15 protein-coding genes are annotated in these 14,556 nt (G+C 57.8%); all 15 read right to left on the bottom strand.

Translation table 11 applies throughout. The annotated features are described in order from the left end of the window. Positions 1–4 precede the first annotated feature (4 nt). The 15 genes from spoIIIAA to MOST_RS00435 all read right to left on the bottom strand — a co-directional run bounded on the left by spoIIIAA (position 5) and on the right by MOST_RS00435 (position 14,504). On the bottom strand, positions 5–1,063 hold the full coding sequence (gene spoIIIAA / locus MOST_RS00365; protein ID WP_083476408.1) for a stage III sporulation protein AA: 1,059 nt from the start codon (positions 1,061–1,063) through the stop codon (positions 5–7). A gap of 124 nt (positions 1,064–1,187) precedes the next feature. Then, on the bottom strand, positions 1,188–1,673 hold the full coding sequence (locus MOST_RS00370) for a CD1247 N-terminal domain-containing protein (protein ID WP_054935360.1): 486 nt from the start codon (positions 1,671–1,673) through the stop codon (positions 1,188–1,190). 59 nt (positions 1,674–1,732) lie between these two features. After that, positions 1,733–2,290 carry an elongation factor P gene (gene efp / locus MOST_RS00375; RefSeq protein WP_054935359.1) on the bottom strand — a complete coding sequence of 186 codons (558 nt, stop codon included), beginning with the start codon at positions 2,288–2,290 and terminating at the stop codon, positions 1,733–1,735. 41 nt (positions 2,291–2,331) lie between these two features. Further along, complete coding sequence (locus MOST_RS00380; protein WP_083476413.1) at positions 2,332–3,414, bottom strand: M24 family metallopeptidase; 1,083 nt, start codon at positions 3,412–3,414, stop codon at positions 2,332–2,334. Positions 3,415–3,417: 3 nt separating this feature from the next. Beyond that, complete coding sequence (gene aroQ / locus MOST_RS00385; protein WP_054935358.1) at positions 3,418–3,864, bottom strand: type II 3-dehydroquinate dehydratase; 447 nt, start codon at positions 3,862–3,864, stop codon at positions 3,418–3,420. A gap of 44 nt (positions 3,865–3,908) precedes the next feature. Then, positions 3,909–5,261 carry a TldD/PmbA family protein gene (locus MOST_RS00390; RefSeq protein ID WP_054935357.1) on the bottom strand — a complete coding sequence of 451 codons (1,353 nt, stop codon included), beginning with the start codon at positions 5,259–5,261 and terminating at the stop codon, positions 3,909–3,911. After that, positions 5,261–6,664, bottom strand: a complete 1,404-nt coding sequence (locus tag MOST_RS00395) for a TldD/PmbA family protein (RefSeq protein WP_054935356.1) — start codon at positions 6,662–6,664, stop codon at positions 5,261–5,263. Before MOST_RS00395 ends, MOST_RS00390 begins: the two co-directional genes overlap by 1 nt. Before the next feature lie 61 nt (positions 6,665–6,725). After that, positions 6,726–8,066, bottom strand: a complete 1,341-nt coding sequence (locus MOST_RS00400; protein ID WP_054935355.1) for an NPCBM/NEW2 domain-containing protein — start codon at positions 8,064–8,066, stop codon at positions 6,726–6,728. Beyond that, positions 8,063–8,695, bottom strand: a complete 633-nt coding sequence (locus MOST_RS00405) for a PilN domain-containing protein (protein WP_054935354.1) — start codon at positions 8,693–8,695, stop codon at positions 8,063–8,065. The genes MOST_RS00400 and MOST_RS00405 overlap by 4 nt, the downstream gene beginning before the upstream one ends. After that, a complete protein-coding gene (gene pilM, locus MOST_RS00410) occupies positions 8,692–9,600 on the bottom strand; it encodes a type IV pilus biogenesis protein PilM (RefSeq protein ID WP_054935353.1) in 909 nt (302 codons plus the stop codon). Before pilM ends, MOST_RS00405 begins: the two co-directional genes overlap by 4 nt. Before the next feature lie 25 nt (positions 9,601–9,625). Then, the gene (locus MOST_RS00415) at positions 9,626–10,987 is read right to left on the bottom strand and encodes a hypothetical protein (RefSeq protein ID WP_054935352.1); all 1,362 of its coding nucleotides are present in this window, start codon (positions 10,985–10,987) and stop codon (positions 9,626–9,628) included. 14 nt (positions 10,988–11,001) lie between these two features. Continuing rightward, entirely contained in the window at positions 11,002–11,508 is a 507-nt protein-coding gene (locus MOST_RS00420) for a prepilin-type N-terminal cleavage/methylation domain-containing protein (protein ID WP_106006979.1), read from the bottom strand. Beyond that, complete coding sequence (locus tag MOST_RS00425; RefSeq protein ID WP_054935350.1) at positions 11,505–11,900, bottom strand: prepilin-type N-terminal cleavage/methylation domain-containing protein; 396 nt, start codon at positions 11,898–11,900, stop codon at positions 11,505–11,507. The genes MOST_RS00420 and MOST_RS00425 overlap by 4 nt, the downstream gene beginning before the upstream one ends. Further along, positions 11,897–12,409, bottom strand: a complete 513-nt coding sequence (locus MOST_RS00430; RefSeq protein WP_054935349.1) for a prepilin-type N-terminal cleavage/methylation domain-containing protein — start codon at positions 12,407–12,409, stop codon at positions 11,897–11,899. Before MOST_RS00430 ends, MOST_RS00425 begins: the two co-directional genes overlap by 4 nt. A 112-nt stretch (positions 12,410–12,521) precedes the next feature. Beyond that, positions 12,522–14,504 carry an O-antigen ligase family protein gene (locus tag MOST_RS00435; RefSeq protein WP_054935348.1) on the bottom strand — a complete coding sequence of 661 codons (1,983 nt, stop codon included), beginning with the start codon at positions 14,502–14,504 and terminating at the stop codon, positions 12,522–12,524. Positions 14,505–14,556: the final 52 nt, after the last annotated feature.

Consider the following 14,556-nt stretch of genomic DNA (forward strand, 5'->3'; position numbering starts at 1 on the left):
ATTTTTAACATGCCTTACCCTCCCCCCGCCAGGGACCACGGCGTAAGGTCTGGCCGTCCCCGCTAAGGAGGCCCTCGATGGTCCCCGGTCCCAGGGTACGGCCCAGGATTACCAGGCGTTGCCAGAAACCCTGCTCCAGGAGCGGCCTCCAGCCCGGCCGGTGTTTTAACTCCTCCAGGCTGCCGGCATGGACGCTGGCCAGAATTGTCACCCCGGCATTTAAAATATCCTGTAAAGCCGCCAGTTCCTCCGGCCGGCCAATCTCGTCGGTGGCAATGACCTCCGGCCCCATGGACCGGAGGAGCATCAACATCCCCGCCGCCTTGGGGCAACGGTCCATGACATCCGTCCGGGGCCCGACTTCCAGCTGGGGCGCCCCCAGCCAGCAACCCGCAATTTCCGAACGCTCGTCCACCACGCCTACATTGACGCCAGGAAACTGGAGGTCCGCTATGCCGGTACTGAAAAGGCGGATAATATCGCGCAGCAACGTCGTCTTGCCACAGCGCGGCGGTGAAAGAATAAGGGTGTTGAGGGGTCGCCCCTGCTCTAGAAGGTAGGGCATTAACTCCCGGGCACAGCCGGGGATACTCCGGGCCAGGCGCAAATTAAGACCGGCAAAATTCTTTAAGGTTTGAATTTCCCCCTGGCGCACCACCGTTTCTCCCACCAGGCCCACCCGGTGGCCGCCGCTCACTGTTATATACCCGGAGCGCAATTCTTCCTCCAGGGCGTAAAGGGAACTACGGGTGAGGGCCTGGATGGTTTGGCTGAGGTCGTTTGCGGTTACGATGTAGGCCTGGTCAGGCATGGTTGTCAGAGTGCCGCCGGCCTTCACCCAGCCTTCACCGGCAGCCCAGCGTACCTGGAGAGGCCGCTCCCGCCGCAGGCGAATTTCTTCCAGGGTGGCTTTTATCTCCGGGGGCAGGGCCGCCAGGGAAGCAGCGACCGTCGCCGATAGCAAAGCCAACACCCCGGAGAATGCCCCCGGCCCGCCTCCGCCGGCCTGTCCTAAAGGTTGTGGCCTGTGGCCCTCCCCCTTGACCAGCCGTACACTGCCCATCTTCCTCCCTCCTGCCATTATGCTTATTATGATCCTGGCAATTTTATGCAAGAGAAAAATGCGGGGCAAAAAAATAAGACCCCTTCATGGGGTCGGGATTTAGATGTGAGTATAGCAGATTGAATTAGATATCGTCGGTATCCGGGGAGTTTTTCTCCTTTTCTCCTTTGGGCTTAGCGCTGGCTTCGCCCTCTTCATTGATAAAAACTACCGTCTCGCAGTTGGGGCAGGTAACTTCCACAACATCCTCATCATCCAGGACGTCGGCATCAAAGCAAACTATCTCGTGGCACTTGGGGCATTCTACTTCAATGTAGTCGCCTTCTTCATCGTCTTCGTCTTCTTCGTCGTCCTCGTCATCATATTCATCTTCATATTCATCCTCGCCGTCGTAGACCTCATCTTCTAAATCATAAAGGTCCTCATCAATGCTTTCCAGGTAGTCCTCCAGCTCTTCATAGTCCTCATGCAGGTCGTGGAGGGCCTCGGCCATTTGCTCCAGGACATCGACTATTTCTTTAAGGAGGCGGGTTTCCTTGCTCTCGGGATTCAAATCCATGCCGTCCACTAAACCCTTCAGATAGGCAACCTTCTTGCGGACGTCCTTCATTGACTACACTCCTTTCCTTTCTACCTTATTTATTATTTCCGGCCCCGGCCGGCCTTAAACTAAGCCCGCTCAATATAGGCTCCGGTACGGGTATCGATGCGGACGACATCACCCACCTCGATAAAGAGGGGTACCTGGATTACGGCACCGGTTTCTAAAACGGCGTTCTTGGAACCGCCGGTGGCTGTATCGCCCTTGATGCCTGGTTCTGTTTCTACCACTTTCAGCTCAACAAAGTTCGGCAGCTCGATGCCAATGGTCTCCCCCTGGTAGAGGAGGACATAAATGTTCATATTGTCTTTTAGATATTTTACCGCTTCATCAAGCTGGTCCTTGCGCAGGGACAGCTGCTCATAGGTTTCTGTATCCATGAAGTAATAATTTTCGCCGTCATTGTAAAGGTACTGCATCTCCCGCCGCTCAATGTGGGCGCGGTTAACCTTTTCCCCGGCCCGGAAGGTCCGCTCAATGACCGCCCCGGTACGCCGGTTTTTCAGCTTGGTACGGACGAAGGCCGAACCCTTACCCGGCTTAACGTGCATGAATTCAATTACCGAATAAACTTCACCATCAACCTCAATGGTAAGACCAGTACGGAAATCGTTGGTGGAAATCAAGCAGGATACCTCCTAGTGCCTCAAAGGTGAAATGTCAAGTCCTATAACTCTATAAATTCTTTAGGTGCATGGGAGAGAATATGGGCGCCATCCTCCTGGACCAGGACCACATCCTCAATGCGGATGCCGCCCCGTCCGGGCAGGTAAATTCCCGGCTCTACCGTGACCACCATCCCGGCAGCCAGTTTAACCTCGCTCCGGCTGGAGAGGGTAGGGCCTTCATGAACGGCCAGGCCCACACCATGGCCCAGGCCATGGCTGAAATAGGGACCATAGCCGGCAGCGGCAATGTGTTCCCGGGCTACAGCGTCGACCTCGCGCCCTACCAGCCCCGGCCGTATGGCTGCTATAGCCTTCCTCTGGGCTTCCAGGACAACGTTATACAGGTGACGCCATTCCGGGGCCACCGGCGCCAGGGCCACCGTACGGGTAAGATCGGAGTGGTAGCCGTCATATATAGCCCCAAAATCCATAACCACCAGGTCACCCGGCTGCAGTACCCGGCCGGAAGCCACCCCGTGGGGCAGGGACGCACGCGGGCCGCCGGCAATGATGGTGGTGAAAGACGGCCCCAGCGAGCCCTGTTTGCCCAGGAAGTATTCCAGTTCCAGGGCTATGTCCCGCTCCGTGATGCCGGGGCGCAGGATACGGAGCATATGGCGGAAGCCGGCATCGGCCAGGTCAATGGCTTTTTGCAAAAGTGCCAGTTCGGTATCATCTTTTACCTGGCGTAATCTTTCTACCAGGCCTTTTGAGGGTTCCAGCTTAACCGGCTGCGGCCAGTCTTTGGCCTGCTCCAGAAACTCTTCATAGGTGGCATAGCTGAGGTGCTCTGCTTCAAAGTAGAGTTCTGTTACACCGGCTGCAGCCAGGGTGGCTTCCAGCTGTTCCCACGGCTTATTTCCCAGGTCCACTACCTCAAAATCCGGTGCTTCCTCCCTGGCCTGTTCAATAAAGCGGCCGTCGGTTAACAGGTACTGGGATGTCGCCGTAATGATGAGCTGGCCGCTGTCGCCGGTAAAACCGCTAAGGTAGCGGCGGTTTTCTTTCTGGCGTACCCACAGGGCCGCGATACCTTCCGCCGCCATCAGGCGGCGCAGCCGGTCTAAGCGCTCACTTCTCACCACTCACTTTCCGCCTCTCTTATGCGCCAGCTCTATGGCAGCCTCCAGTCCCAGGCGATAGCTTAAAGGGCCAAAACCGCTAATCTGGCCGTCTACCACCGCTGCCGTTACCGTCTGGTGGCGAAATTCCTCGCGGCGGTAAATGTTGGAGAGGTGGACTTCTACCACCGGGCAGTCTAGGGCCGCCAGGGCATCACGCAGGGCAATGCTATAATGACCCAGGGCCCCGGGGTTAATGACTACGGCGTCTACCCGGCCCCTGGCTTCATGGAGGCGGTCAATAAGGGCCCCTTCATAGTTGGACTGGAAAAACTCAAGGGCCACCCCGGCGCCGGCAGCCTGCTCCCTTAAGCCAGCTTCGATATCGGCCAGGGTAGTCCGGCCGTAGATTTCCGTCTCCCGGCTGCCCAGGAGGTTTAAATTGGGCCCATTTAATACTAAAATCTTCATGGCTGCTATTTTACCATAATATTGCTCTTTTGGGTAGAGTGTACTTACCCGCTGATGGTCATGCTGGCAATGCGCACCGTAGGGGCGCCGGTGGCGCCAAAAAAGGTGAGGTCGTTGCCCACGGCGTCAATGCCCTCCAGGAGGCCGATGATGTTGCCGGCAATGGCCACGCCCCGGACCGGCCTGGTCAGCTCGCCCTTTTCAATCCAGATACCGCTGGCGCCAACGGAAAAATCGCCGGAAATGGGGTTGGCCGTATGCATGCCCATGACCTCAGTGACGTAAAGCCCTTTGGGGATCTCCTTAATAATCTCCTCCGGGGTATGGGAACCGGCTTCAATATAAAAATTGGTCGTCCCGACTTCCGGCGTCGTCTTAAAGGAGCCCCGGGCACCATTACCGGTGGATTTTACCCCGTCCCGGGCGGCTGTATAGGTGTTGTGCAGGTAGCATTTAAGGACCCCTTTTTCCACCAGGACGGTATGTTCGGTGGGTACCCCCTCGCCGTCAAAGGGACTGGAGGCAATGCCGTCCGGCCGGCGGCCGTCATCGATAATATTTACTACCGGTGCCGCCACCTGCTGGTCCACCCGGCCCCGGAAAAGCGACTTGCCCTTCTGGACGGCGTCGGCAGCCAGGGCCGGGGCGATGACCCCCAGGAAGTTGGTGGCTACATAGGGATCAAAAACAACGGCTGCCCGCTGGGTATTAACCCTTCTGGCTCCCAGCATGCGCACGGCCCTGGCCGCCCCCTCCCGGCCGATCTTCGCCGGATCGATATTTTTATACCGCAAGCTATAGGCCAGGCCGAAACCCGTCTGGCTCTCTTCATTTTCTACCGCCACCACAAAGGTGCTGGCGCCGCAGTAGGCCGCATGGTAGGCGGCCGTTATCCCCCGGGAGTTTACCAGGACAACCAGGTAGCGGGAATCGTTATAGGAACAGCTTTCCGTGATCTTCACCCGCGGGTCAAAAGCCCTGGCCTGGCGTTCAATCTCGCGTACCAGCTCGATCTTTTTTTCTACCGGAGTAGCGGTAATCTCCGGGTCAAAGAGGTCTAGCTGGGGGTAACCGGGATAGCGGGCCGGCAGGCAGTTATGCTCATCAGGAGTGGCCATCCGGGCATTGGCCAGGGCCTGTTCCACACAAAGCTCAAGGGTCGGGGTGCTGAAATCGGTGGTAAAGGCAAAACCAACCCGCTGGTCGGCTATGACCCTTAAGCCCAGGCCCTGGTCCCGGGCCGTGGTCAGGGCTTCGACCTCCTGGTTGCGCACCTCGATGCTTAAATTTTCACCGGCACTTATGTAGGCTTCGGCAATGGCCCCCTTCCCGGCGGCCTTCTCAACCACTTGCGCCGCCAGGTCGAGGTACTGCTTTTGTAAAGCCTGGTAATCCATTAGCCTTTATCCTCCTCGTCCAGGATGCCGCCGACCACCATCTCAGGGATTCGAATCGTGGGCTGCGCATCCCCGACTGGTACTCCCTGGCCGTCTTTGCCGCAGGTACCTAAGGAGAAGCCCAGGTCGCTACCCACCCGGTCGATTATCTTCAACACCTCGGGGCCGTTGCCGGTGAGGGTGGCCCCCCTGACGGCCGGGCCGATCTTGCCGTCCTGGATGAGATACCCTTCGGCCACATCAAAAACAAAGTCGCCATTGGTGGTGTTGACCTGCCCGCCGCCCATGCGCTTGACCAGCAGGCCGTGCTTGGTTTCCCGCAAAATAGCTTCCGGGTCGTCTTTGCCGGGAGCAATAAAGGTATTGGTCATGCGGGGTATGGGGCGGTCCTGGTAAGATTCCCGGCGACCGTTGCCGGTAGAACGGCGGTTCTCCTTACGTGCCGTCAGGTAATCGTACATGTAATCCTTCAGGATGCCGTTTTCAATGAGAACGGTTTTCTGCCCCGGCATGCCTTCGTCGTCAAAACGGTAGGAACCGTACTTGCCGGGAATGGTGGGATCGTCAATAACGGTTATCAGGTCGGAAGCTACTTTCTGCCCCTTCTTGCCGGCATACACTGAAAGCTGCTTCTGGACCAGGTCGGCTTCCAGGCCATGGCCGCAGGCTTCGTGAATCATGGTACCGCCGGCCTCGCCGGCCATAACTACCGGCATCTTGCCGGCAGGAGCCGGCCTGGCCTCCAGCATCATGACGGCCCGCCGGGCAGCCAGCCGCGCCTTCTCTTCTGGGTTAACGCTCTCAAAAAGTTCCCAGCCCTGGTGCCCGCCGGCGGACTCGTAACCTGTCTGGATAACTTTGCCGTCGGTGGCCACGGCATTGACGACAAAACGGCAGCGTACCCGCTCGTCATCTACCAGGATGCCGTCGCTGTTGGCAATGGTTACCTCCTGAATAACGTCGCCGTAACCCACCGTGACCTGGGTAATGCGCTTATCGACGGCCCGGGCGGCCTCATTGGCCCTTTGTACCAGGGCTACTTTTTCGGCCACAGGTACCTGGTCCGGCCGCTTTTTGATGGTAAATTCTACTCGTGCCTGGGGCCGTTTAAAAGTAATCTCCCTGGGCTGGGGCCGGCTTTGCAGGGCTTTACTTACCAGGGTAGCCGTCTGGATGAGGCTTTCCCTGCTCAGGTCGTTACTATAACCATAGGCGGTATTCTCCCCGGCAATGACCCGGATGCCCGCTCCCTGGTCAAGGCCGGATATAACCCGCTCAATCTTATTATCCTCGCAGCTAATGCCGGTCGTGCGGCGCCGCTCCAGGAATATTTCCGCGAAATCGCCGCCTTCCGCCAGGGCTGCCTGCAGGATGGCCTTGAGTTCTGCTTCCGGTAAAAGCATGGACCCACCCCTTCTTTTAACTTCTTCCTAGTATAATTCAAGGAGCGGGAAAATATTCCTGCTAATCTCGACGCGAAAAATGAAGGCTGGCCAGGGTGGCCAGTAATTGATCGTAGTCACCAATACCGCCGGCCTGCCATTCCAGGCTGAAGGTCAGCTGCTGGACGAGGAAGAGGGGTAATTCCAGGTACTGGGGGTAATCACCCGGCCTGATTTCTCCCTGGTAAAGCTGCCGGCCATCGGCAAAAATGGTTACTTTAACTTTACCGCTGCTGTTGGCAAAGCTATCGTCGATGCCGGTATACCCCTGGAGACGAGTATACCGGCCGCGGAGATCGACCTTTAATTCGGCTTTAGTTTTATCTTTGCTTAGTGTTACGCCTATGCTGCGGCCCAGGTTCATACCAGCCAGGGCGGCCGGCCGGTCCAGGACGAAGAAGGGACCCACATTGCGCAGTACCCGCAGTTCCTCCAGCCAGACATCACCTTCGCCGGCAGGGGGCTCCTGGAAGGCCGGGCCAGGGACCAAACGACCCTGTACCTGGCGGGGGAAGGTATATTGATGTGGCTCCCCGTTAGTTGCCAGGGGTGAAAGTACAGGTTGGGTACCCGGAGCTGTTGCCGGGTTGCCTGCAGGTGGGGACGACTTGGTTGACGGGGGCAGGTTTGCCGGCACCGGTCCCGAAGCCGCAGGGGTCGACGAGCCAGCGGATTTGCTCCCGGCGGCCTCTCCCTGGCCGGGAGAAGCTCCTGCCCCTTTAGCTCCATCACCACCAGCAACCACCTTCGCCGGGGGCGTGAAACCATCGGCCCGCCCGGCCGGAAAAAGGGCTATGGCTCCAGGGACTGGATTGCCCTCCCCCAGGTCGTACAGGTCAATAATAAAGCTGGCTTCGACTGCTGCGGCGTTGCCCTGGCGCGCAAGGATCTTCAAATTATGGATGGCCGTCAGGGCCGGCAGGGATTCCAGCTGGCTTATATAATCCTGCAGCGCCGGGTAAGGGCCGCTGACGGTGACTTCATAGGGATAGACCCGGAAGGGGTCTCTCTTTTCCACCGGGAGGGGCCGGAAGGCCAGTACCTGGAGGGACTGGTCCCGGGGCTGAGCCGCCTCCAGGAAGGGTGCTGTACCCCGGAGGGTAAAACCCAGGTGGAGCCTGGCAGCCTCCCATGCGGCCCGGGCCTGGTCGGCTTTTTTGGCCAGCTCGGCGGCGGACGCTGCGGCCTGCCTGGCGGCTGCCAGTCGTTCCTGGCCTGCCTTAAGCCTTCCCCGGAGCTCCCGGTAGGCCGGCAGTTGCTGTCCTAAAACTACTTTATTGAAGAAAATAATCCCCACGACAACGGCCAGCAAAACCAGTAATATTTTTTCCCGGCGGTTGAACTGGTAGGTACCAAATTTCATTTACTGTTGCCTTCCTTGTTTGCGTTTATGGAATCCGGGTTTGCTTTTGTTGCATCGCCGGGTGCGGGAACTGCTCTTGCAGTCTCTGATTTGCCCGTCTCTGGCCGCGTACCTTTAAAGACAGCCTGGAACGTAAAGACCAGGTTGCCGTCATTACCCTTAACTTCCTGAAGATTGACGGCCTGCCAGAGACCGCTTGCCTGCAGGTTATTTAAAAAATTACCGATGGCTTGGAGGGAGGTACTTCCTCCGGCCAGGATTAATTCTCCTTTGGCTTCGTTTGCTTCCAGGCGCGCCAGCCAGATCTCCCGCGGCAGGGCATCGTTTATTGCAGCCAGGACCGGCTGCCAGCGCCGCCTTTCCTTTACCAGGCGCTGCAGTTCCCTTTCCTTCTGCTGCCATTCACTAATGGCGCTTTTACTGGTCGCTGCCTGCTGCGCCTGGGGTTCATACAAGGCCAGCTGGTCCTCCAGCAGGGCAGCACGCCTGGACGCCAGCCCCCATTGGACCAGGAATATAAGGTAAAGCGTTAAGAGTAATCCTCCTAAAGCCAGGGCGATAATGGCTCCCTTTGGTAACGACCGCCGCGGCAGGTACTCCGGGGGTAGTAAATTAATAGCAAAACTCATATTACCCTCTCCCGCAAAGCCAGGCCCATGGCTACGGCCAGGGCCGGGTCCGGAGACCCACCGGGGCCTGTCCCTGGCCGGCCCACCGTAACCGTCAATCCCAGTTCCTCACGGCAGTAGTCTGCCACGCCGTCTACTTGCGCTCCCCCTCCGGTAAGGATGATGCGCTCCGGGTTAAAGGCCGTCCCGGCCTGGGAACGGTAAAACTCCAGGGAGCGCCGGATCTCCTGCGCCATTTCGGCCATACGGCTGCTCCCGCTTATGCCGGGCATGCCCAGCTCTCCCCCGCCAATAGCTACTACCCGGCTGAAAAGGGGTCGTCCCTCCCGGGCCAGGACCAGATTGCTCCAGCGGCCGCCAATGTCAATGATGACCGTGGCGCCAGAGGCCTCTCCAGCCAGGGCGCGGCAGAGGGCCAGGGGCACCAGGTCAATGGCCATCAGGTCCAGGCCGGCGGCGTGGAAAAGCTGGTATAAGCTGGTCACCTGTTCCCGTGGCGCCGCGGCCAGGAGAACCGGCATCTGTCCGGCATCCGTGTCAGGGCCAACATCCAGGATGGCCCAGTCCACTACCATGTCCTGGGCCCCGGTGGGTAGGTAGTTTTCGATTTCATAGGCCATGCCGCTCTTGAGTTCCTCGGGGGTCATCCGCGGCAGGCGCAGGTAGCGGACGATCACCCTTTCCCCACTGACGGCCGTCACGGCCCGGCGACCGCGCCAGCCGGTCCGGGAGGCTGCCTCGGCTATGGCCGCCACCATGGCCTGGGTATCAGCCAGGCCACCCGGGGGAGCCGGCACGCTGGCCGTCAGCCACTGCCGGCCCTGGTATACGGCCGCCTTGACGGCAGTTGTACCGAGATCGATGCCCAGGTATTGGGGTTGTCTCCTGAATCTTGGCCAGCGCATCAAGCAGTCAACTCCAAACAGCTCTTTAATACAGGGAAGCCCCGCGCCAGGACAGGATCTGCCAACCTGCTGCGGCCAGGGCCGGGCTCAGGACCTGTACCCGGCTGTTTTCGTAGATAATTTGTAGCTGCCCTTTGATGTATCCATTACCGCTACCTTTTTTACTACCATTGCCACGGCCTTCATTATTGAAGTTGCCATGGACTTCACCTTGGTTATCGCCATTATCGCTGCCGCTGTCTTCTTCTATTTCTTCGATGCCCCCTGTTACCAGGCTGCCGTTAATGGTACTGGGTGCACCCTGTTTGTAAAAATAGCGTTCGCTCACGAGGATAACATCAACCGTTACACCACCATCCAGGATTATATCATTTCCTGCCACAAAGGCCCAGGCGTCGCTGCCGGCAGTTGCCCGTATATCCTTGCTCAGGGTAATATCCCCGGCCGCGGCAATAATGGCTTTGCCGGTATAAAAATCAGTATCATTACCCCCACCCTGGCCCTTGCCGTGATCCCAGTTACTAATAATTAAATCGCCGTTACAATACAGGATCTTTATCCCGTTATCTCCTACCGGGGCATTATCGACATAGTCCTGGAGCCTGGCCAGGGTGTATTCCCCCGCCGGGAGGGGATACCCGCCGGTGTAAGGGGCCACCAGGTCACCGGGCCAGGCAGGGAAAGAAAAGCTCAGGCCCTTGATAATCTGCCCGTCTACCCGGCCGTAATAATTGGGGTCGTTGCCGTATTTGTCGGTAAACTGGCCCACGGTGGCATCGCCGCGGATGGTGCCGTAATTATACAGGTAGCGACCCGTTACCACACTGCCCTGCACGATAGTGTTATTTTGAATGGTTAAATCCATCCCGGCAGCCACATTGCCGCTGGCCCCTTTTTGCAGGTAAATACTACCTGCAGCGAAAAGATCGCCGTTGACTGTCAGCGGGTTCTTTACGGTCATATCCCCGGCGCTGGCCAGGGCATAACTGAAAAAGGGGCGGGCTAGTTCCACCTCCAGGGCTCTCTTTATACCATCTACTTCCCCTACAGAGCGCAACCGGTAACTCATGGCCCGGGGCGCCAGGCTGACGCTTACAATCCGTCCTTGCACCCGGGGTAAAAAGATTTCCCCCAGCCCCTCTTGCCAGCCGGGATCCTGGCGTAAGTTTGCCAGGGCCAGGTTGATGCCGGCTTCGGCCAGGTAGGTGGCCTGGGTAATTTTAACTTCATTCGCCGCGCCCTGGCGCTCCACCAGGGAGAGGGAAAGGAGCCCCGCCCCCAGGAGGGAAAGGACCAGGATGGCCAGCAGGACCCCCGGCAGGGCACTGCCCCGCCGGTACCAACAGGCCGTGGTACTTCCCTGCCAGGATGAATTTCCTTTCACCATTGCCATCCCCCGTCCTAACTGCCCCCGTTCATTACCTTGAGCCTCAAGGCCGCAGCAGTAGTAACTGCAAAGTCACGCCCCCGGGCGTCGCTGGTAACCAGGTGGATGGTAACAACTTTACTTTCTTCCGGCGCTCCCGGTTGATCATAACTAAATTCCAGTACCTGGACACCGTAGGCCAGGAGATTATAGCCGCTAAAACTTAAAGAACCTTTATTCTTAACGGCCCGCTGGAGGTTATCACCCGATAATAGATATTTATATTGATTGCCTGCCGCATCGGCAATAATTAACGTACCGGCATCAGAACCGCTTACTATTTCCTTAGCCGCCTGGACCTCCCTGGCCATATAAGCGAGGGCCACGCGGGCGTTTTGCTGGGCATCCATGCGCTCCCAGCCGCGCTGCCACCAGTTTAAGCCGGCTGTAAGGATACTCAGAGCAGCTGCCAGCAAAATCAGCATGAGGCTGGCGGCGAGTATTGTTTCAATTAAAGTAAAACCTTTACAACGCCATTTCACGGCCACCTGGCAACCAGGGTTGCCAGTTCCACCTGCCCCGCCGGGTCATTTACCGGGCGCACCCGGACCATCACTTCCTTCACTTGTAGGAGGAGGTTATAATCTGTGATAATTACCTGATATTCGTAACCTGGATAATCAGGGCAGCCCTGCCAGGTGCCGTTTGCTCCAGGTAGCCTATCCAGGCTATTATAACCTGTTGCCAGGCAGGTTTCCAGGTGCTCCCGGGCTAGGTTCAATGCTACCGTTTCCTGGCCGCTACTGGCATAACCCCGGGCGGCGGTGGTAAACATTCCCAGCATGGGCGCCAGCACCGCCGCCAGGATGGCAGTTGCCACCAGTACTTCAATCAGGGTCAGGCCTTGGTGGCCAGCCTGGCCAGGCTTTTTCATGTTTTATCCCCCGCTTTGACCCGTCCTGTAACCGGCAGGACAGTAATATAGTAATAACGCCCGTAGCGATCCTTTAGCACTATATCCCCGCTGGCCGAGGGAACCCCTTCCAGGTTAAAGGCCAGCTTGCTACCAGGGAAGGCTACGCTGGCAAAGGTCACCCCGGCCGGCAGTCTGGTTTCCTGGATGATTACCGTATCTTTCCTGACCCGGTACAACTGGTTGACGGTATCAAAAAGAATGGTGCGGTGATAATCCTCACCAGCCATAGCCCTTTGCTGGACAGCGCGGATGTCAGTTACTATCTGCCACGCTGCCCCCTGCATCTGCCACCAGGCCAGGCTCCTGGCCACTACAGGCAGGGCTACCGTAGCCAGGAGCCCCGTTATGACTGCCACAGCAATTATTTCAACCAGGGTAAAACCTGGAGTGCCAGTTAGCGCCCTGCCGGCTTCACGCTTTTTACCTGGGCCTGGAATTTTTATTTTATATTCCTCCTGGTTTTCCATATTATCCCATGGCCTTCAACCACATCACTTGAGACACCCAGGCCGCCTAGCGTCCACCCCTGATTCCCGGCCGGACCGCACCAGCAACCTACCCACTATCTCCACTCCGGCTTTAAGGGTCCTGGAGAAGGCCCTTTTCCCGGTACGCACCCAGTCTTTTAATGGCTATGGGATCGCCGGGATAAATGGCCAGCACCTGGCGCAATTGGTCGACAGCCATACCATACCAGCCCTGTTCTTCGTAATAGCGGGCCAGGTTCAGGCGCAGGGCCCGGATGGTCTGCAATACCTTTTCCCTGTGCAGAGGACTGGGAGCCATGGCCAGAGCGTAACCGGCCTGGATAAGCCCCTTACTCCATATTTCGCCAGCCAGTTCCTTTTGCCCTGCTTCGACATAAAAATTTCCCAGGTCGAAATAAAGGGAAGGAACATAGCCACCCAGGGTAACGGCCTTTTGAAACAACTGGCCGGCTGCTTCCCGGTGGCCGGCTTTCTGCTCATAGAAGGCCAGCTGGCTGGCATGATTGTAATCGTAGGGACTGAGTTCCATAGCCCGCTGCAACTCCCGGCCACCTTCCCGGAAAGCGGCTGTCCCGGCAGGTGCCGTGGCCAGGGCGGACCCCAGGCGGGCGTGATAGGTATCATTCCAGGGGGTTAAACGTGCTGCCAGGCGCCAGTTCTTGAGGGCCACTTCACGATTATTCCTTGCCGCAGCCAGGTCCCCCTGGTGGGCATAAAAGTAAGCAGCACCCAGGAGCAGACTGCTCCCCAGCAGGAAGAAAGATAAAAGATAGGCTAAGGCCCGGTACCCCTTTAACCGCCTCTCTCCTACCGCGGCCTGACTTACCCTCAGTCCGCTCCATCCTCCAGCCATTTGCCCGTTACTGGTCAGCATTAGCTGGCTGCAAGCCGCCATCAGCCAGAAAAGGAGGGTTACCGCCGGTATGTCCCAGGAAAAATCTACGAAAATATGGAGCAAAAAGGCCAGCATGGCCCCGCCGGTGGCTGCCAGGATAGGCGGTAACGGTCCCCGGCGCCGCCGGCGCCAGAATGGGATAAGAAGGGTTCCCAGCAGGGCCAGGAAGATCGCCAGCCCCGGCAGGCCCGTTTCCGCCAGGAGTTGAAGGTAATGGTTATGGACATAGCGGGAGTACCAGCGCCCGCCTTCGTAGAAAGAAAAATAGACGTCATGGAATGAACCCCCGCCGAAACCAGTCCAGGGCCGCTCCAGGAACATCCTTCCAGCCGCCCACCAGAAGGCTAGCCTGCCTTCCACTGAGCTTTCCATAAAACTCTCCGGCCGGACCAGGGCATGGAGGATAGATTCTGCTCTACCAATTTGCTGCGTCCAGGGAGCAATCAGGTTAATGATTTTAGCCAGCAGGATTGTTGCCAGGAACAGGCCGGCCAGGCTTCTAAGCCGCCCCGCCAGACCTTCCCGCCCGACCAGCCATAAGGAGATAATGAGGCCGCCGCTGAAAGCCAGGACGGAACCTCGCGAATAGGATAAGAGCAGGGCTACACCGTTTATTACCAGAGCCGCCCCGAGGAGGCGACCGCCCTGCTGCCAGTAGCGGCCCAGGCCTATTAATACAACCATGGCCAGGTAGATGCCTAAGGGGTTAGGGTTAATAAAGGTGGCATGAATGCGGCCGGCCCGGAGAAAAAGATATTCCAGGAGGCCCACTAGGGCCACCATGGTAGCGGTGAATACAATTATGGTAATTATCTTATCTACTTCTTCACGGCCAAAGGTGCTCCCTACCTGCCAGAATATCGCCAGGTAAAGGGCCGTCCTCAGGATTTCATTCACCGTACCGTTGACCTCTACTGACCACAGGAGGCCCAGGGCCAGCCAGGCTAAAAAAAGAAGCCCCATCCAGAAGGGGCCTTGGTTGACCGCGTTGAACCCACGGTCTCGGTAGCCGAACCAGGCCAGCAACCCGCCGGTTCCGGCCAGGAAAAAGCCGGCCAGCTGAACTGCTTCGGTATAACCGTTGTAAAGGAGCGGTGCCACCCCGGTGAGGAGCATGACGACCGGCAACACCGGGTGCTGCTGGTGTAATAAGGGGGAAAAGGTAAATTTAGCTCCCATAAATAGCCCCTTCATAATTGTGAGTTGAAAGGTGAGAAGTGGGAGGTAAGAT

The organism is Neomoorella stamsii (assembly GCF_002995805.1).
Classification (GTDB): Bacteria; Bacillota; DSM-521; order Neomoorellales; family Neomoorellaceae; genus Neomoorella; species Neomoorella stamsii.

Excerpts from the sequence above, each read along its gene's own strand:
- spoIIIAA (WP_083476408.1), bottom strand. The coding sequence starts at position 1,063 with ATGGGCAGTGTACGGCTGGTCAAGGGGGAGGGCCACAGGCCACAACCT.
- MOST_RS00370 (WP_054935360.1), bottom strand. The coding sequence starts at position 1,673 with ATGAAGGACGTCCGCAAGAAGGTTGCCTATCTGAAGGGTTTAGTGGAC.
- aroQ (WP_054935358.1), bottom strand. The coding sequence starts at position 3,864 with ATGAAGATTTTAGTATTAAATGGGCCCAATTTAAACCTCCTGGGCAGC.
- MOST_RS00390 (WP_054935357.1), bottom strand. The coding sequence starts at position 5,261 with ATGGATTACCAGGCTTTACAAAAGCAGTACCTCGACCTGGCGGCGCAA.
- MOST_RS00395 (WP_054935356.1), bottom strand. The coding sequence starts at position 6,664 with ATGCTTTTACCGGAAGCAGAACTCAAGGCCATCCTGCAGGCAGCCCTG.
- MOST_RS00400 (WP_054935355.1), bottom strand. The coding sequence starts at position 8,066 with ATGAAATTTGGTACCTACCAGTTCAACCGCCGGGAAAAAATATTACTG.
- MOST_RS00405 (WP_054935354.1), bottom strand. The coding sequence starts at position 8,695 with ATGAGTTTTGCTATTAATTTACTACCCCCGGAGTACCTGCCGCGGCGG.
- pilM (WP_054935353.1), bottom strand. The coding sequence starts at position 9,600 with ATGCGCTGGCCAAGATTCAGGAGACAACCCCAATACCTGGGCATCGAT.
- MOST_RS00415 (WP_054935352.1), bottom strand. The coding sequence starts at position 10,987 with ATGGTGAAAGGAAATTCATCCTGGCAGGGAAGTACCACGGCCTGTTGG.
- MOST_RS00425 (WP_054935350.1), bottom strand. The coding sequence starts at position 11,900 with ATGAAAAAGCCTGGCCAGGCTGGCCACCAAGGCCTGACCCTGATTGAA.
- MOST_RS00430 (WP_054935349.1), bottom strand. The coding sequence starts at position 12,409 with ATGGAAAACCAGGAGGAATATAAAATAAAAATTCCAGGCCCAGGTAAA.
- MOST_RS00435 (WP_054935348.1), bottom strand. The coding sequence starts at position 14,504 with ATGGGAGCTAAATTTACCTTTTCCCCCTTATTACACCAGCAGCACCCG.